General features: G+C 40.6%; 19 protein-coding genes. 12 read left to right on the forward strand and 7 right to left on the reverse strand.

Annotation, left to right across the window (positions count from 1 at the left end; translation table 11 throughout):
• The first annotated feature begins 626 nt into the window (after positions 1-626).
• From AC0J20_RS22150 to AC0J20_RS22195, 10 genes are all read left to right on the forward strand, one after another.
• Entirely contained in the window at positions 627-1,016 is a 390-nt protein-coding gene (locus AC0J20_RS22150; RefSeq protein ID WP_473023402.1) for a hypothetical protein, read from the forward strand.
• 207 nt (positions 1,017-1,223) lie between these two features.
• A complete protein-coding gene (locus AC0J20_RS22155; protein WP_473023403.1) occupies positions 1,224-1,403 on the forward strand; it encodes a hypothetical protein in 180 nt (59 codons plus the stop codon).
• 170 nt (positions 1,404-1,573) lie between these two features.
• Positions 1,574-2,464, forward strand: a complete 891-nt coding sequence (locus tag AC0J20_RS22160) for a hypothetical protein (protein ID WP_473023404.1) — start codon at positions 1,574-1,576, stop codon at positions 2,462-2,464.
• Positions 2,457-3,086 carry a hypothetical protein gene (locus AC0J20_RS22165; protein ID WP_473023406.1) on the forward strand — a complete coding sequence of 210 codons (630 nt, stop codon included), beginning with the start codon at positions 2,457-2,459 and terminating at the stop codon, positions 3,084-3,086. The genes AC0J20_RS22160 and AC0J20_RS22165 overlap by 8 nt, the downstream gene beginning before the upstream one ends.
• A 105-nt stretch (positions 3,087-3,191) precedes the next feature.
• A complete protein-coding gene (locus tag AC0J20_RS22170) occupies positions 3,192-3,626 on the forward strand; it encodes a hypothetical protein (protein WP_473023407.1) in 435 nt (144 codons plus the stop codon).
• A 238-nt stretch (positions 3,627-3,864) separates the two neighbouring features.
• Positions 3,865-4,446 carry an ATP-binding protein gene (locus AC0J20_RS22175; RefSeq protein ID WP_473023408.1) on the forward strand — a complete coding sequence of 194 codons (582 nt, stop codon included), beginning with the start codon at positions 3,865-3,867 and terminating at the stop codon, positions 4,444-4,446.
• A 34-nt stretch (positions 4,447-4,480) separates the two neighbouring features.
• Complete coding sequence (locus tag AC0J20_RS22180; RefSeq protein ID WP_473023409.1) at positions 4,481-4,693, forward strand: hypothetical protein; 213 nt, start codon at positions 4,481-4,483, stop codon at positions 4,691-4,693.
• A complete protein-coding gene (locus AC0J20_RS22185) occupies positions 4,683-5,753 on the forward strand; it encodes a tyrosine-type recombinase/integrase (RefSeq protein WP_473023410.1) in 1,071 nt (356 codons plus the stop codon). The genes AC0J20_RS22180 and AC0J20_RS22185 overlap by 11 nt, the downstream gene beginning before the upstream one ends.
• Positions 5,754-5,794: 41 nt before the next feature.
• Positions 5,795-6,049: a hypothetical protein gene (locus AC0J20_RS22190; RefSeq protein WP_473023411.1), complete on the forward strand. Its 255-nt coding sequence runs from the start codon at positions 5,795-5,797 to the stop codon at positions 6,047-6,049.
• Positions 6,050-6,347: 298 nt separating this feature from the next.
• Positions 6,348-6,911, forward strand: a complete 564-nt coding sequence (locus AC0J20_RS22195; RefSeq protein ID WP_473023412.1) for a hypothetical protein — start codon at positions 6,348-6,350, stop codon at positions 6,909-6,911.
• A gap of 117 nt (positions 6,912-7,028) precedes the next feature.
• Here AC0J20_RS22195 and AC0J20_RS22200 read toward each other — a convergent pair whose 3' ends face one another.
• Complete coding sequence (locus AC0J20_RS22200) at positions 7,029-8,384, reverse strand: hypothetical protein (protein WP_473023413.1); 1,356 nt, start codon at positions 8,382-8,384, stop codon at positions 7,029-7,031.
• An 812-nt stretch (positions 8,385-9,196) separates the two neighbouring features.
• On the opposite strand from AC0J20_RS22200, the gene AC0J20_RS22205 reads away from it, so the two are divergent.
• The gene (locus AC0J20_RS22205) at positions 9,197-9,970 is read left to right on the forward strand and encodes a hypothetical protein (RefSeq protein WP_473023414.1); all 774 of its coding nucleotides are present in this window, start codon (positions 9,197-9,199) and stop codon (positions 9,968-9,970) included.
• Positions 9,971-10,029: 59 nt separating this feature from the next.
• Here AC0J20_RS22205 and AC0J20_RS22210 read toward each other — a convergent pair whose 3' ends face one another.
• The 5 genes from AC0J20_RS22210 to AC0J20_RS22230 all read right to left on the reverse strand — a co-directional run bounded on the left by AC0J20_RS22210 (position 10,030) and on the right by AC0J20_RS22230 (position 14,798).
• A complete protein-coding gene (locus tag AC0J20_RS22210; protein WP_473023415.1) occupies positions 10,030-10,305 on the reverse strand; it encodes a helix-turn-helix transcriptional regulator in 276 nt (91 codons plus the stop codon).
• Between the two features lie 137 nt (positions 10,306-10,442).
• Positions 10,443-10,745 carry a hypothetical protein gene (locus AC0J20_RS22215; RefSeq protein ID WP_473023416.1) on the reverse strand — a complete coding sequence of 101 codons (303 nt, stop codon included), beginning with the start codon at positions 10,743-10,745 and terminating at the stop codon, positions 10,443-10,445.
• A gap of 14 nt (positions 10,746-10,759) precedes the next feature.
• A complete protein-coding gene (locus AC0J20_RS22220; RefSeq protein ID WP_473023417.1) occupies positions 10,760-11,167 on the reverse strand; it encodes a hypothetical protein in 408 nt (135 codons plus the stop codon).
• Between the two features lie 729 nt (positions 11,168-11,896).
• On the reverse strand, positions 11,897-13,135 hold the full coding sequence (locus AC0J20_RS22225; RefSeq protein ID WP_473023419.1) for a DNA methyltransferase: 1,239 nt from the start codon (positions 13,133-13,135) through the stop codon (positions 11,897-11,899).
• 148 nt (positions 13,136-13,283) lie between these two features.
• Positions 13,284-14,798 (reverse strand): DNA cytosine methyltransferase, encoded by a 1,515-nt coding sequence (locus AC0J20_RS22230; protein WP_473023420.1) that lies wholly within the window; start codon positions 14,796-14,798, stop codon positions 13,284-13,286.
• A gap of 629 nt (positions 14,799-15,427) precedes the next feature.
• Between AC0J20_RS22230 and AC0J20_RS22235 the strand changes: the two genes are divergently transcribed.
• On the forward strand, positions 15,428-16,048 hold the full coding sequence (locus AC0J20_RS22235; protein ID WP_473023421.1) for a hypothetical protein: 621 nt from the start codon (positions 15,428-15,430) through the stop codon (positions 16,046-16,048).
• Between the two features lie 66 nt (positions 16,049-16,114).
• Here AC0J20_RS22235 and AC0J20_RS22240 read toward each other — a convergent pair whose 3' ends face one another.
• On the reverse strand, positions 16,115-16,519 hold the full coding sequence (locus tag AC0J20_RS22240) for a hypothetical protein (RefSeq protein WP_473023422.1): 405 nt from the start codon (positions 16,517-16,519) through the stop codon (positions 16,115-16,117).
• Positions 16,520-16,581 lie beyond the last annotated feature (62 nt).

Consider the following 16,581-nt stretch of genomic DNA (forward strand, 5'->3'; position numbering starts at 1 on the left):
TCACTCAAACCTGTCATCCACCCCCTGTCTAACAATACGAAAAACTGAGGCGACAACTATCCTGACACAGGGGGTTAGCAAAAGCTGGTACAGGGTACTCAGTTCGCCTGGCAAACAAATCAATTAACGATGTCATTGAATTTGGTTTGACCGGTGAAGAATTGCTGGCGCTTGTTGAAGGTGAAACCATTGAAACTAAACTTCTTTCGGATGGTGGTTGGGCGGTCTCCTGCGACAGTAAAGCAACATAGTAAGGTGGTTATGTCTGACTGGATAGTTGATAAAGGAACGGAAACTAAACGCATGTCATGCTGCATGGGGTGGTATTGAAGACATTAAAGCTGGTGAGTGCCGCAATTGGCCCGATATCATGCCTGCACTGTATGCGTCTGCTGGTTATCCTGTCTCAAAGTGTTAATTCAGGTAAGGGTTCATACCTCATTTAAATGGTCATATGGTTAAAGCGCTACGGGAACACAAAACTGGACTCAGGAGCAATTGGCTGAATTAGCGGGCTGAGTGTTCGAGCGATAAGAAATGTCGAGACAACATCCAGAGCCAGTGTTGAAGCGATAAATGCACTGCCGGCAATATTTGAGGTGGAGCATCGCACACTTTAAGATAAAGTGCAGGATGATGTAGCCCTACCAGAGGTGAAAAACAGGTCGATATTACCATTGGCGCCAGCGATTCCTTCAGCAATCAATCGTAAAAATACACCAATATTTTTCAACGTATCAATGCTGCCTGATGATGGAAACTGTCATGGTAAATGTTTGATGGTAATAGCGGTATATGGGTGCGGTAGTGCAGCTACCTTATTATTTTTTCCTATTGCGTGGGGCTGGGAATGCCTTTTAATTGGCGTAACATCCTTAATGGTCTTTATAGTGTTAGCATCAGTTAAATATCGTCGGAAGGTAGCTGAGGACAATGATATTGCGCAAGCACTGGATGAAGAATACAAGAATTTAACGCTGAACTATCTGACAGAGATAAGGAATCCCCTCTATTAAAATACAGAAATTCGAAAGACAGCAAAAGGGATGAGCTTGTTGATTAATGTGACCGTACAATAGGGGGGCTTATAACCGGTGACAGGTTAACAAAACTAAGAGATTATGCGCTGTTTCAGCGGGAGCACCTGGTGAAACTAATTAATAGCAGGCAGGGCGAACTTGACGTCTGGCACTATATGCAAAAAATCAAAGGAACAAGATAGTATGGTGCAACCAACTCCAGAAAAAAAGAAAGTTTACCGACAACGGCGAAATATGACGACGATGGATATATCCGTTGACGCGAAGACGAAACTAAACGAACTCAAAGCACGCAAAGGTTTGCGCTCCCTCAGTGACGTGGTGGAATATCTTGTGTCACAACATGATCTGGGTGAAGGTTAATTGCAAAGCAAAACATCCGCTGCACAAACATGAATGGAGACACTTTTTCTTACTCCCATAATCACAGTAGTATCACTTATATTAATTGTGAATTTGAATTTGGCCTATTATTCTAGGCCTTTATTCTACCGTTGACTTCAATAGAACTATCAATTTAATAGGGTGATTAATTGGACTTACAAGGCGCATACTCTGACTTTTTAAGTAACAAAGAAGCTGCTGAAAGTACACTAAGGTGGTATGCGTATGATGCTGAAAAGTGGATTTTTGTATTGGGAGGTGACACCCCAGTGGAAGAGGCGTTTCAGAGTGGAATTATCCGTGGGTTTGTGAATGCTCAGAAAAGGAATGATTCCGATATCCAGACAATAGTACGATGTTTGCGCACCCATAGTTCGTTGCTGAGTTGGCTACAAAATAAAAACAAGTTACCGAAGTCTATCTTCATGATTTGGCCGCAAGAAGTGCCACGTGAAGCAGGGTGGAGCGTTCAGATTACTGATTATAAGACGCTATACACGCTAAGATGTCGAGTCGAAGGCATGATTAAAAGGATATCTGGAGAAGATTCCTGTAGGGAGTTAAATAGACTTTTACTGATTTACATGAACTCGACATATGGTTTGAAAAACGATGAGTTAAGAAGTAGAACGATAAGCCATCTAAATGAGCGCATTTTAGAATTGGAAAACATGCGATATATCGAATTACCAGGTTGGTTTGTGAATGCTATCCATTTAGCAAGGCAAGGAGCAGATCATGAACAGTTATTCACCAATAGTAGAAAGCATCCGATTAGCCAGCAGTTTCAACGTAATCTGTATAAAGAGCAGGTTATTAAAGGAATACAGCTTGAAAATCTTTCTGCTTCTATTCTGAGAAACACACTGATAATGTTCAATCTAAATCAAGGTAAACGTCTTGGTTGGGTAATAGACTATTTCAATATCGATATGACTACGGCAAAGTATTTTCTGTCGTTCTATCAGGATAGCCTGGGCCCATATGTACCTGAGCGTTTTCATCTGAGCGTCAACAACAAAAGTAATAGCTATGAGTAATCAAGACAGAATTTTGCGGTTAATTGAGGAATTGGGAAGAAACCCAGATTCACCATTGGGCTTGAAGTTACAAAGTCAGGCGAATGCGGTATTTGCGCCACTGGAAAAGGTATGTAAAAACTTGGTTCAGGCTCTGGTTGAGTTTGAAGAAAATCCCACGGAAGATAACCGCAACCAAGTGGCATTGATGATTGAGCAGTGGGAGTGTATGCATGGTGAAGAAAATCGGGTTTCTATGCCGGATGATGTACTCCATGCTTTTGAGAATGAAGCGAAAGAACTCCTGAAAGAAAAACAATGTAGGCCACCTGAGATAGAGGCTGTTCTAACCTTTGACGCACCAATAAGTGATATGGAGTACGACCTGGTTGGGGGTTTAAGTGGCATTAAAGGAACATTTCATCGCCTGTGGTCATCAATCTCAACACTGCATAGTTGGACTGAGCTTAAATTGCCGGGCAAGGAGACTTACGAAGAATTGGTTCTTGAATTACGAACAGAGCTGGAAACAAAGCTCGAAAGAAAGCTCACAGAGCGAGAATATGAGCGGCTGTCAGGAGCCGCGCATTGGCATTCGATAAATATTGGCATTCCATTACTGAAGAAAATGCAGTCAAAATAGTTAAGTTGTTCTGGGCAACTGTTCCCTGGATAAAGAGCATGATGGAGCCCACCGTATAAATAATACATGGGATATTGGTGAACTGTTAACTAATGTTGGAAAATTATGAAGATGATTGGTGTTACATTAAAATATGTTTTTATACTGTTGCTGTTTTCAATTTTGGGTGGACATTACTGGGCCGAAAATGAATTGGAAAACGACGTGGCATTTGCTGCCTATTACACTTCACGCAGCATCGACAGGTTAACAAGTCATAATGGATTGTCCGTTGAAGATATCGCCAGAGTAGTTGCTTCAGACAACCCCGATAATGTGCTAAGGCAGGGGGTTTATGACGAGATCATCAAGTCTATGAAAGATGTCGTGTTCAAGAAAGATAAGGCAAGCGGCGCGTTTTATATTGGCGTCCCTTATCTTATGGAATCAATTTGTGACAGAGCTTCAACGTCGCTTTACCTAAAATGGCGTGTGTGGACAAAGCCAGACCTGGAATGTGAAGAAGGCGTATTGTGGGCACGCGCAACTCATCACCAGTAACCATTTTTTTGCGGACGAAGGCAATTATAAATATTGTCCGGTTTCGTCAGTTTTATTGGATAACATAATTTTGGCTATGTTATCCAATAGCGATTTTACCCTTGATGTGCGATATTTAAGCCACTATACTCTTTTTGGTATCCTATAGGATATTTACGTATTTTTATGTTTAATATGGTTGTTATGCTGCGTCAGTGACGTAGATACGCTAATAAAAATCAAAGAACAGGATTGTGGAATGAATGAACCTGCATTAATGAAAGCTCAAGAGTTTAACCTAACCTTCCCTAAAAAAGAGAATTGCTTACTACAGGGCAACTTCAATTATAGAAGTCAGCCCACTATTACCGCTATTAGCGGCGTTCCATGCTCCGGTAAAAGTATGCTGTTGTGCGATCTTATACAGCAGTTGTTGAGGCAACACGTCAATTCAGTGTTTATCGATCCTACTTATCCAGATTATTCAAGACGTGGCAGCGAATTTGATTTGGCTATAGTGACGCTTGAAAAGCTTAAAAAAGAGTATCCGTCAATGTTAGAGGTTTTCGGAAAGGAACATTTTAAGGATGTCCAAAAACTAAGTAAGCCTGATGTAAATGATGCGGTCTTAATAGTTGATAATTTAGATTATTTGTTACGGGAGCTAGATATTAAAAAGATTAATAGCCTATTTGAATTATTTAACCATGTGATTTTAACAAGTTGCGAAGAGATTGAAATAATAAATGGCTGGGATATGCCGGTCATAAAGGAGCGCACTGTCATGGGATATGAACTTGATCCTTACGTTAAAAACGCCAATAAATCTAATGTTAAATAAATGCTTTTAGCTATAAACAATCGACGCAACGCTGATGGCAAAAACAACGCAAAAACAAAAGAAAAAATACCGTGATAAAAATCGCATTACCACCATTCAGTTATCCGTTGGTAATAAAGAGCGTCTTGGCAATGTCATGAAAGCAAGGCCGGATGTTCAAAAGTATGACGAAGCATTGGACGAGGTGTTAAGTCTATGGGAAGACGTTGAGAAACACGGTATTAAAGGTCTCATCGATGACAACTAAATTAACAAAGTTAGAAGTGTTGCCAGAAGGATTTGCATTAGCTGCGGATATTACGCCGCAACAAAACACTGCACTTCAACGATACACCCGTCGCATCTGGCAGAATTTAGTACCCAATACCCGTGATGCGTATATCTATGACACCACCCACTACTGGAATTTTTGCATTGATAACGGACTGTTTGGGCTGGATAACGACACTCATCGATTTGAAGAAACGCTTGAGATTTACATTAAGGTCTTGTGTGAATCAGAACTACAGCATGCGACGATAAAGCGCCGACTATCCTCTTTGAATATGCTTTTTGGTGCGGCAAAGATTCAAAACCCACTAAAATTGTCGTTGGAGTTAAAGCAGTTTGTGAAGCTTCAACTGCAGAAGAATGAAAAGTGGGAATCACAGGATCAGGCTGAGCCTTTAAAAATGGAGCATCTGCTACACATTAATGAGCATTTTCCAGTGGTGACGTTGCTCGACCAACGTGATCTGGTGATGGTTAATATGATGTATGACGCCCTGCTTCGTGCTTCTGACACCATGCGTGTTAAGCTCGAAGATATTGATTTTCAAAAAAGCACGTTGTTCCTTCAAAAGAGCAAATCAGATCAATCCGGTAGAGGCCAGTATAGACACTTATCAAACAAAACGCTTTCGATGATTAGTGATTATGTCGATGCCTGTAACTGGGATGGGAAAAAAGGGGAATACAAGCCCGTAGGGGCTTTTGACAGGCTAGACTCAGGGATACTGTTCAGGGCCATGAACCCCAAAGGCACCACATTCAAGGAAAATGAAAATAGCCACCGTACTCCCCTGCCCTATATAAGTCTTTATAAGACATTCAACCGGTTAGCGAAGAAATCAGGTTTAGATATCAAATTTTCCACACATAGCCCTCGGGTTGGCAGCGCGGTAACGATGGCTGAAGATGGTGAAAATACACTTTCTATTCAACAGGCCGGTGGCTGGAAGTCAGACGCGATGGTGAAGCGTTATACTGAGCAGGCAGCTACTGAACATGGGGCGGCGGCGAGAATGTCGAAAAAGTATGGCAGGTAATCATAATTTAGGATTAGGAATAATGTTGGAAGTAACTAAAAATGAAATTTAAAGACGATTCTTCAGCTTTATCACAAGCTGTATTGAAGGTGCATGATAGTTACATGTCAACTACGTCCACAGGAACTAAGTTGCCTTATTTAGATGCGAAAGTGTTGTTGTTGGATGCTACGGGTAAAACTTTTGAAGGGTGCTTGAGTGTAGGTAAAAGCGGGCGTAGTGGATACTATTGGTGCCGCTACAACTCTGATCAGTCAATGAGTGAGTTAGCTGGTGATGATATACCTATATCTTGAGGTAAATTTGAGTGATAAACTAAAGGCTATGACAGCTCCCTATCATAAAGCTAGTGGCGATTCAGGTTTGTGTGTTGGTGAGCCAGTTGAGTATGAGGTTGTAAGGCCATCAACAACTAGAGCCAATACAAAAAAAGATGGAGATTTATCGTAACACCACCTCCCACCTCTTTCAGAGCGGGGAATTGGCAATTTACGAGTTAATACCAAAGTGCATTATGTTACTCGTTTCAAGAAATGAAAAAATGAGCGAAACTCTACATTGGAATACGTAATTATTGGATGAGGATTATTTGAAATGAAGTTTATGAAGAATGCGACCAACTTTTATAATTCCTGGTCTGTCAGGTTATTTGAAGTTGCGGTTTTGTTGTTGGGATGTTGGGTATCAAGATCATTCTTCAGTGTGGTATTTGACGATATCACCGGCGTTGCTGGTAGGGAGTGGATGCCTACTTTCATGGTTATAGTGGTGTCCCTTTTAACGGCGGGTTGCTACATGGCTCTTATTTCAAAATGGAAGCCTGTGGCTACATTGGTGGCGCTGTTGATGCCTCTGTTCTGGGTTGAAATGATTACTTCTGTGGCAGAGATAAAAACACGTAATGTGCTCTTCTGGAACCATATAGTGACTACAGAAAAGTTGTATTCGGAGCGTGTTGTTGCTGAATTGCATGGCAAGGCATTGTATGAGGTAGAGTGCGGTTTTGACGATAGAAGCATATTAGACGCTCAAAATGTTGAATCAGAAAGTGGTACTTATTTTAGTAACGCTTCGGCATACTATGTTGCTAAAAAGCGTTATTTAGAAGATATGAAATTAGCGTTCAGCTGTAAGCCAAGAGAAGAGCTGGAAAGCTGATAAAGAAAGCTTCTAATGGAAATAATAAGGCAGATCTATAACAACCACTTTTCTACTCGGCTTGAAAAACGTATCGTTCCTACCTGGGTTAATTATAAATATCAATGAGATATGTTTTTATAACGGCTGACTATTTAAATAACGTTGTGCCATTGGTGAATACATTGAAAGTTTGTATTCAAAGCCATCCATAAGCATTTGCTGAAAAGTCGCCGGTGTGTGCACTGAGTTTGTCAATTCTGCTGCCAGATTACAGTCAATTACTTTTATTAATGCGTCCATAAGCTGATGTTGGTCAGAATGAAAAGTGATATCAAGTAATTCGTCCTGCTGATAGGCGTTTTCAAGCTCTTCATTGAAGTCCTGTCCCAAAATATGCAGGCGATAGCATGTCATATTTCTCCGCGTATAAGTATGCATAAAGTATCGTGGGGAATCGTGAGTGAGTGATAACAAAATCTCTCGCAGTGTTTTTCCATGGTGTTTTTGTAACTTATAAATTGCTTCACTGTGTTTAAGGTCAGTGAATGAAAATACTTCATTGATATCCGCCTCAGATACGATGCACTCATAGTTGATTGTTAACGGCGAGCGTTCAATTTTTGGAGAGCGATGCGGAAATAGTGTAGGTACGATGGCTGGATACTTATACTTGGCTGAACTTATTACTTCATGATATACCGACATGATTAGAACCCCAAACTGGTCTTTGACAGTCATGTTAACGCTATCTGGAGTAGCGATAAGATCATCACGCATACCAGGGGTTGTCATAATCAAATTAATAATCTTTGCATGGCGTTGTGGATCATTTAATGCTGAAATGTTTGCGAGAGTGTATCTGAACCAACTCATAGGCTTACAAAGCCACAATAGCAAAGGTGCCGGTAAAATTAATTTATCTCCACACACCGCGTTAAAAAAAATACGAGTACGCTTTTCCCATATATCAAGTTCAGCGTCGATTTTTGAGTTGTTGATGAAGTCAGAAATATCAAACTCATCTGCCATAAATGAGTCAAGTTCCTGTTGCAGATCCGGGGTCATCACCATGTTGTCTGAACTGAAAGTAATATCACCGTATAGAGGCGAATCATAGTGATATGCAATGTCGCTAAATTTGCTCACTGATTCAGCGTCATTTTTTGTAATATCAAATTTGTCTTTACTGTCAATGTCGTTATCAAACGATATTTTAATCAGGGTATCTCTCAGGATCTCAGATAATGTAGTGAGGTCATATTGATGTCTGTTTGATAGCGATTTCAAAAATTCGATTTGTTTATTAAAGTCAAACGAATATGTTTTTCCGGGGTTGATCACATAAACGTGATTGTCGTGCGTACCAAACCCCAATGCTTCTGACAAAGCCTGATTAATACGTGAAAGTTTCACAGGAAAGTTGCGTAAGCGTAGTTCTTCTCGGAATTTTTTAACAAATACAGTGACTTGCTCTTTGCGAGTGATATACATAGTTAACCTCTAAATTGTGCATAAGTCAGGTAGGCTGCATTAAAAGTTAACAGTATAGTGGTAACACTTAATGTTAAGAGAATTCAGGACTGACTCACTCCCGTGCGACTCAAAACGCACTAATACCTTGTCGATATTGCTAGTGATACTAGGTAAATTATCCCGTGATTGCAAGTGCATTAGAAATGAGGGTATAAAAGGATTGGAAATACTGCAGTAAAAGCCATTGAAGAGTACAGAGCAGCATTAGTTCTGGAGATATTTTATATTGTCAGTGGCACACGCTTAAGCTGGGAACTAAATGAAAATGCTGAAGCGTCATAAGATACATGCTCATGCCATCGCATTCTACAAGCGGTATGTGAAAGGATATAATGGAGCACATCAACAAAATAGAAGATTTGTCCGGGCGAAAATGCCTGTATCTGATAATAAGACTAAGTAGCACAAGTAGACAGATGTAGATTCCTGCAAGTGACTGGCCGGTTGCAACGAAAACCACCCCAGGGACTGTCAGCATGAAAAAAGCTAAAGTCACGCGATAGACGTTGATGCTATTTAACGTCGGAAACAAAGCCATTAAACCTCCAGCTCGTAATTTATCGATAAGATATCCAACAGTGTGTTTGTCGTCAAACTAAAAAGGTGCCCATATTGGCAAATACAGTGGGTCCGGCGTTTTTCATATCTCCAAGTTGTCTATCCGCTACTGCTCTGATTTACACCGAGAGTGAAAACAAAAGAACTGGAAGTATCGATGCGGAATTATTATTGTATATTTAATATCAGAAAATTGGTTGAGATGTTAACAAATGCCAATACACGGAGAATACGATGATACAGTTAAGATAGAGATTAACGGTGTTGAACTATGTATTCCTGCACATAAAGCACTGGTAACTCTTATTGCCAAACACAAAGATTCGCTGGTGGATGTGTCAGAAGAAATGGAGCTTTTTATCAGACGGTTTCAAGTGCATAGAGAGGAAACTGCTGTAATAGACGTTGGAGGCGTTAAAGTCACTTTCGAAATTCCACAATGGCTTGCTCAATGCATTGCAGAAGAAAATAAATTTAAACATAAATCTTTAGGTGACGTTGATGATTTTAATGGTTTGCTTAGAAATATGCTGCCACACAAATATCGTCCGTCTACTCGAAAGCAGATTTCTTTTGCACAAACTATTGCTGTTACTCTTGGGATTGATATTAGTAATGATGTGCTTGAAAGCTCAGAGAGATGTTCAGCGTTTATTGAACGTAACATGGAAGCTTTTAATGCAGAGAAGCACAAAAGAAGCTATGTATTGAAAACTACCAGGCAAGGTGCGAGAGGAATGGTATATACTGCATTATGTGAGGATAATAGCCCTGCGAAAGCCCGAGAAATCATGGGAGTCAGGATGGAAGCCACAACAAATAAGTATGTGAAAAACTTAATCATATTTCTTGACGAATTTAAAAACTGGGACCTGAAGACAAAGCAAATATCTCACCATGGATTGAATGGGTTTTTGGCTATCGAATACCCGCAAATAGACATAGAACCTTTTACTCTTGCAGACCTGGAGTCATTTGCTGAATAGTTATAGCACAGTCACCACAGAGTGCTGTGCCCATCCTACTGGTTCAAATGTAGTAAATGTTATGCAGTCTCACCGGTACCAAAAAACGTCACCAGATAACCTGCCCAGTTCTGCTTGGTTAGTGGGCTTAACTTAGGTTCACAGGCGAGATACCAATTACGGATTAAATTGCATTCCAAAGTATTCACAGATCCGGGGCTACCCTTCTCGATGTGAATAACAGTTTCTCTCGCTATACCTAAAATCAGGCCAAGTTCCGCTTGATTTATTCCGGCTTCTTTGCGCATATTGCGCAGGCGTTCTGTTTCAAAATTCGCGTTCATTTCTGTTTTCATGTTTTTAAATTAAGCTATGGACGTTTATGCTTCAGCGCTGCCATTCCGGGGAAGGAATAACCATCGCCTGTTATTTTTATGTGACTTTAAAATCTGTACTCATGTTTATGCCATTCGACTGCACTTTAAACATATCTTCATATCGTTAGCGCAAATACCAGACAGGTTGAGTTAAATAGAATTAACAAAAACCAGCTTGCATGAGTATCTTTTGTATATGGGTGATTAAATAACGCACCACCGACAAAAAACGAAAGAATTAAAAGTGTAAGAAGTGTTATGCCTGAAGCATTGCCGCTTGAACCAGAAATAACTGTGGTGTTTATTATCAAAAATATGATTGAGAAAGCGCATGACATTCGGTAATCAATCAACGTTCCGTCTTTCATTTTCAGCAGGCTTTTAAAAGGCCACAAATTGTTATCTCGTATAAAGTTCATGATGCTCTAATCTGCTAGTTGTTAGTAAATACACAGGAAGTAGACAGGAAACCATTAATTGCAGTCTCTTCACATTGATGCTTGTTGGTAAACTCTTTGTTTACGAAAGTAAAGCTTTGGACATCGTTTTTACTTACACCGTCGAAGGTATAAATAGTCTGATTACCTCTTGTACGAATGGCGGGCAGGTTATCATCAATGGTTGTGAGATAACCTATGCCATCAACACTCTTTCGTGTATCAGTTTCATCTAACTGATTATCAAAGCTGGCTTTTACATGCTCTAAATATGAGGCCTGGTTAAAAGTCATGTGTACTGTAGTAATTTGTGAAAATTGTGGTTTGGCATCTGTTGCTGTCGCAAAATTTAAACAAGGTGCGATGATACACAATGTTAAAATGGCGAGGTTAGAAATTTTCATGGTGTTAGTTCCTTGATGTTAATATGTGAAATTAATTAGTTAGGTATTTTATCTTTCATCCAGACTGCAAGTGAGTCAGGCTGAGCTCTACTTTATATAATTTGCTAAGGCCATTTGTCATTCCGGCCGGCACATGATTTGTCTTCGAATATTGTGAGAACAAAGTGCCCATTTTCAATTGATATCTGTTCTTACAATGAGATAGGAGGTGCGATGCCTGGGCGTTAGCCCATGAAACAACAATTTGCGGAACAGTTGAATTTAAGCATCGCATAAAATAGTTACACTATCTGGCCACATAATAACGAAAACAACATTTTTTTTGCTGCTGTTTTGTTGGGATCCCATAGTGCAAAAAACTGTTTATTCAGGCGGAGATTGGATTCACCATGGTGATAGGAGTGAATGTTACTGTCAATTCCCCCGTTAGTAACAGCAATCGTGCTGCCTGCACAGTCTTTTATGTCCGATGTCTTTCGGATCTCACAAGTATTCAGTTTTGCAATTACGGGTTTCATAACCGTTATCCATATTCACTATTGCCTGGTTATTGGCACAATTTTTTACATTAGTTTTTTTAAATTCCAGCAAACTGCCAGATAAGTATTGAAGACTTATTCGCGCACTGCATTATTGATATTTTCGCTCACATACTGCTTAGGGCCACATTATGTAAAAGACAATGCGACTTTGACAAGGTGCGATAAATTTTCATTGCGCGATAAAACATTAGGCTGCTAACTTAATGGCGTTTGCAAACTCAGGGTTTATCCAACAGTCCTGAACATCATCGAAACGGATAAAAGATTGCCTGATGTACTCCCAAATCATTTCGATACAGATCCATTTTCTACCGGTTTTTTCTGCACTCTGCCCTGTTGTTAACGTACCAGCAAAAGGATCTATTACGGTCTGGCCGGGTTCAGTTAAATATTCAATTAAAAACCGAGAAAGTGATTCAGGCATTTTTGCGCTGTGAGCTGGGATTTTGTGCTGTTTAGCCCACTCGCTTACAGCGAGGCCTTCGTCGCAATTATTGGCAAATTGAAGCATTACATTTTTCGGGATTTTTCCTTCAGTAACTCTCCCGAATGCGCCTTTTTTCTTGATGTAATTACCATCTGCATTTGTCTGCGCTTTTCTTAGTCCACCATTTTCCATAAAACTTTTGTGCTGCTTTTCATGAGGCATAAGCACTCGTCGGTTATCAGCAAAACAGTCCATAGGGGAGTTACACAGCCAAAGTATTGGCTCATAATATACGTTGAGTTGATAACGCTTTTTCGATGCCCATGCTAATGGGCCAGGTGGCTTATTAGATTGCCATATTAGGGTGTCCATTTTATAGAGCTGCAACCGGTCCTCCAAAGCAATTACAAGTCTTTCAAGATAAGTAGATCGTGCCGGCATTCCGGACACGAAAATATCATTTGAGACATTCAAGCAGATGGAAGCCCCTTTAGCCATTTTTTCGACAATGGGTTCGAATATTCGACATATAAAATCCACATACTCTTCCAACCTGACATTTCCATATGCTCTACTAATTTTTAGTGGATATGGAGGACTGGTAAGGACAAGGTGCAATGGCTCATCAATAACCTCGTTAAATACATTGTCACTCTTTGCCCATAAGCAGATTCCAAGTTTTGTAGACATCGCAATAACACGTTTTCCTTCAGCGATAGCATGGAGTTTTATTCTTGCATTGCCGGTTAGCTCCCATACACCTCGACTTATATTGGTGAGTAGCTTCTTTTGTCGTAATGACTGTTGTACCCAGCGAACAGATCTGAAGAAGAGTTTATGCTTTATCCCTGTCTCATCTACAACCGACTGTTTGTTCGCTTCACTTTCTGACAACCCAACTTTCCTTGCAACGTTTGCGTACAGTGATGCATTATCCAGCGCGCCTGGAGCTTCAAAATACGCATCGGTGATTGCTGTTAACAAACTCAGTTGTTTCATATATTACTCCTGGTTTTATTATCTATATCCTGTGGATGCATCATCCAATACTGTGGTGGTAGCTTTTAGTTATTAGAAACATGGTCACGTATGGCTTTTGGGCAATAGAGCCATTGTAAAGATACTCGACGAATACTTTCATACGTGATTACGCGGCGGCGGTACCCTGCTCACACATTTCAGGTAAGTTTACTTTCACCATTGCTTCAGGTATGTATGGGCTTACCGAGTTCCCAATGCCGGCTATCTGTGCCGTCTTAGTAACTGCACGTCCATTTAAATCTTTGTCAATGATATAATCAGGAGGAAAACCCTGAGCGGCGGCGAGTTCATGAGGTTGTAGCATTCGCATGCCTATATCTACTATTTGGTACCACTCTCCATTTACCGATACGGCACCTGCCCCATTATTGCCAGAACCATATTTACGTAAAAGGGTTCGGACCTCTCCAATATGTAACCCACCGGCAGTAATTGTATGCACAGGTTCGTCTGTTGCAAAACCGATGTTGTTGTTCCTCAGTTTAATCATACTGGATGTTACAAGTGCAGATTTCCCCATCCCCCCGGCAACAACTGACCCAATTGGTTGATTGAGACTGCTACCGATGCTGCATCCAAAATCTCGTTTAATCATCGCTGCTGTTACCACTGCATTGTGGTCTACGGTAGTAATGGTTGGTAGGGCTTTATCAATACGGCAACCCACTACACCTGTGTAGTGTTTAGCAAGGAATGTTGCTACTAACTCTGGCTGTTCATATCGGGCTAAATTGTGTAAGTGGTGGTCGAGCCCATATTCATTTTGCTTGCCATGGGAAACTGAACCATAAATAGCGTTAGACTCTGGATATATTCGGGCAACATCCGGAGCAATAAATGGATTTCCGTTCATTACAAATCGTTCAATTCCTTTTGCAATCCTTTCTAAGGTCTTGGGTGCTAACGACTTTTTGCGACCAAAAATAGATTTACATGGTATGGACCAATCTATGATTTCAGAAGCAGTTCTGTAAGGCAACAACCCTCTTGCGTGACCGTGTGTCGGTTCTGGCCAGATAATCTTGCCTTTATCACGTCTTGCAATCATAAACAGTCTGTTTCGAATAGTCGGAGCGCCATAATCGCATGCTTTCAGCTCTTCAAATTCAACTGAATAACCAAGCTCGCGCAATGTTCTATAAAACTGATTGAATATTAAACCTTTTTTGTTCGGTATTGGTTTCCCATTTTCGTCCAACCTGCCCCAGTGGCGAAATTCGGGGACGTTTTCGAGCATTAATGCTCGTGGTTTTACTGTTGCTCCCCAACGACATGCCACCCATGCTAGTCCCCGTATTTTTTTATCGAGGGGTTTGGAACCTTTAGCCTTACTATGGTGTTTACAATCTGGCGAAAACCAACCGAGACCGACTGGCATACCATTCACTGCATCTCGCGGATTGACATCCCATACATCTTCAATGAAGTGTCGCGTATTAGGGTGATTAACTTTATGTAAAGCTATCGCAGTTGGGTTGTGGTTGATGGCAATATCTACAGGTCGCCCCATTGCCCATTCAATTCCAGTGGAAGCTCCCCCCCAGCCTGCAAAGTTATCCACCACCAATTCCCTAAACAACATAACATCTCCAAATGTGAATATATCAATAATGATATGCATACTATATATCAAAAATGATTTATAGCAAATCATTTTTGATATGCGATGGAATGTTGTTTATAGTGGTTATAGTTAAGTTAATGCAGTTTTAGTGATGGTGAAAAAGAAAGAGCCAAACACATTTTCGGTGAGAGCTTGTGAAACTCTGAAATCTGGAATAACAGGTGCGGAGTTATATAGACGGATATATGGAAAGGATGGGACAAAAAAAGATATACAAGTCCTGATTAACAGGCTTAATCCTAATCGCTCTAATCCTGGTCAAGACATCACAGGAAGAATCATAGAGGTAAGGCCTGAACTTCATGATATGACTTTGGCCGATTTTTTTGGGATCGAAAAAAGGCGGTAAACTGAATCATCATAAATCATGAAGTAAGGATGCTACAGTGCATCCCATGAATTACTCTGAGTGTCAGATTAGTCCCATGCTAAAATTCCTATATTCATTGTTATGGCCAGATAAGAGTTCCACCAAACTAATAGCGTTTTTGGAGAGGAAAGACCATTCTCGTGAATTCATTACAAAAGTGCGTGTCTACTCCGCTTTGTTAGCGAAATATTGGGATAAAGGTGGTACCGGGGTTTGGTCCGGAGGACGGACCGAGTATATGTCGCATGAACAGAGGATGTTATTACACGATCTGGGAATGGGCAAAGCACCTGAACTAACAAAAGCACAGGCAAGTGACCTGATCAGCTGCTTGATTAAACCGTATGATGAAACTGAAATCAGGGGAAACATAGAGCTTGCTCAATATCTGGAATGGGATCAGTTACCTGAGGCTGGCATTGCGTTTCGTGTAGCGGAAGCCGACCTAATAGAGTCGTTGACAGAATGGTTCCGTTATCGACACACAGTAGAGTGTCGACAAGAGGTATCCCAATGGAAAATTAATGAGAACGAGGCTTTTAACCTTCGTTTTTTCGGATGTGAAGGATTTACCGGCGCCTATCAAGATTATGTGGTACTGATTGACGAACAATTGAAAAAATCGAGTTCTGAAAAGCAATCATGGTTTTACGATATTCATCATAAGAAGGACGAAATATGTGATCTTTATCGATTCAAATATAGTTCTAAGCAGTGTCGAAACAAGTGGTATTTTGATGCAGTTGAATTAATTTACAATCGTCTAAAAGTTCCAGGGTTTCCTGAAGATGGCGTGGTCATTGATTGTATCGCTATGATGCGGGGACGCGGATTAACACTGGAAGATATTGTAGAGCGTTATGCTATAAGAACCTGACGGTATTATAAATGTCGAGGTCTCCCTCGTGAGGGTGCAAATGTGATGATTTGGTGTGAGTCCAGATTATTTCAAATTAAATTTTTTGCTTAAATAAACAAAAAAATTGTGCCAGAAACTAGTTATTTTGAGTGGTTCGTCAGCTTGATATTGCAACTCCAGTTTGGCTAATTCTTGCAGCTCCCATTCATCTGGGTTTTTCATTGCTCTTAGCATATCTAGTTCAGGGTGTTCGCTAAACGAGTATGTGTATCGCCCGGCCCCCTCTTTGGTAAGCAGGCGTGAAATGACATCTATTTCATCTTCTTCGGTAATACTATTTTCCAGGTAGACTTGATATGGAGTGATCGTGTGATCCGTGGCATATCCCCAAAATCCGACAGGTTCATTTGCTTTAGTTGCAGTTTCTACTACAACAGTTCGTGTGCCGACTTCTGGAGTGATGTCTTCGTTGACTACGGCGTTTTTCAAGGTAGTTGTCGCCTAAGCCGTTAAGCTGCTTCTTTTTTGCTCTCCGGATTAAGTTCCACAAC

The sequence above is a fragment of the Planctobacterium sp. R6 genome, assembly GCF_055755215.1.

What these genes read in the sequence shown, in the direction of transcription:
- AC0J20_RS22155 (WP_473023403.1), top strand. Translation starts at nt 1,224, where the DNA reads ATGGTGCAACCAACTCCAGAAAAAAAGAAAGTTTACCGACAACGGCGA.
- AC0J20_RS22165 (WP_473023406.1), top strand. Translation starts at nt 2,457, where the DNA reads ATGAGTAATCAAGACAGAATTTTGCGGTTAATTGAGGAATTGGGAAGA.
- AC0J20_RS22170 (WP_473023407.1), top strand. Translation starts at nt 3,192, where the DNA reads ATGAAGATGATTGGTGTTACATTAAAATATGTTTTTATACTGTTGCTG.
- AC0J20_RS22175 (WP_473023408.1), top strand. Translation starts at nt 3,865, where the DNA reads ATGAATGAACCTGCATTAATGAAAGCTCAAGAGTTTAACCTAACCTTC.
- AC0J20_RS22180 (WP_473023409.1), top strand. Translation starts at nt 4,481, where the DNA reads ATGGCAAAAACAACGCAAAAACAAAAGAAAAAATACCGTGATAAAAAT.
- AC0J20_RS22185 (WP_473023410.1), top strand. Translation starts at nt 4,683, where the DNA reads ATGACAACTAAATTAACAAAGTTAGAAGTGTTGCCAGAAGGATTTGCA.
- AC0J20_RS22190 (WP_473023411.1), top strand. Translation starts at nt 5,795, where the DNA reads ATGAAATTTAAAGACGATTCTTCAGCTTTATCACAAGCTGTATTGAAG.
- AC0J20_RS22195 (WP_473023412.1), top strand. Translation starts at nt 6,348, where the DNA reads ATGAAGTTTATGAAGAATGCGACCAACTTTTATAATTCCTGGTCTGTC.
- AC0J20_RS22200 (WP_473023413.1), bottom strand. Translation starts at nt 8,384, where the DNA reads ATGTATATCACTCGCAAAGAGCAAGTCACTGTATTTGTTAAAAAATTC.
- AC0J20_RS22205 (WP_473023414.1), top strand. Translation starts at nt 9,197, where the DNA reads ATGCCAATACACGGAGAATACGATGATACAGTTAAGATAGAGATTAAC.
- AC0J20_RS22210 (WP_473023415.1), bottom strand. Translation starts at nt 10,305, where the DNA reads ATGAAAACAGAAATGAACGCGAATTTTGAAACAGAACGCCTGCGCAAT.
- AC0J20_RS22215 (WP_473023416.1), bottom strand. Translation starts at nt 10,745, where the DNA reads ATGAACTTTATACGAGATAACAATTTGTGGCCTTTTAAAAGCCTGCTG.
- AC0J20_RS22220 (WP_473023417.1), bottom strand. Translation starts at nt 11,167, where the DNA reads ATGAAAATTTCTAACCTCGCCATTTTAACATTGTGTATCATCGCACCT.
- AC0J20_RS22225 (WP_473023419.1), bottom strand. Translation starts at nt 13,135, where the DNA reads ATGAAACAACTGAGTTTGTTAACAGCAATCACCGATGCGTATTTTGAA.
- AC0J20_RS22230 (WP_473023420.1), bottom strand. Translation starts at nt 14,798, where the DNA reads ATGCATATCATTATTGATATATTCACATTTGGAGATGTTATGTTGTTT.
- AC0J20_RS22235 (WP_473023421.1), top strand. Translation starts at nt 15,428, where the DNA reads ATGTTATTACACGATCTGGGAATGGGCAAAGCACCTGAACTAACAAAA.